Here is a 281-nt window from a genome sequence, read left to right on the forward strand (position 1 = left end):
GGGCGACCCCGACCGCGCCGACGAAATGGACGCCATCATCGAGCGCTACGGCGAGTTGCAGCACCGCTTCGAGGAGCTCGACGGCTATGCGCTGGACGGCCGCGCCCGTGAGGTCCTGGACGGCCTCGGCTTCAGCCAGGAGATGATGGACGGCGACGTCGCGAAACTCTCCGGCGGCTGGAAGATGCGCGTCGCGCTCGCCCGCATCCTGCTGATGCGGCCCGACGTGATGCTGCTCGACGAGCCGAGCAACCATCTCGACCTCGAAAGCCTGATCTGGC

Annotated in this window: 1 protein-coding gene; it reads left to right on the top strand. The window is 68.0% G+C overall.

From position 1 onward, the window contains the following. Nucleotides 1-281: ATP-binding cassette domain-containing protein (locus EN807_RS35020; RefSeq protein WP_135938124.1), on the top strand; the 281-nt coding region annotated here is incomplete at both ends.

It is taken from the genome of Mesorhizobium sp. M5C.F.Ca.ET.164.01.1.1 (assembly GCF_004792125.1).
In the GTDB taxonomy this organism is placed as follows: Bacteria; Pseudomonadota; Alphaproteobacteria; order Rhizobiales; family Rhizobiaceae; genus Mesorhizobium; species Mesorhizobium wenxiniae.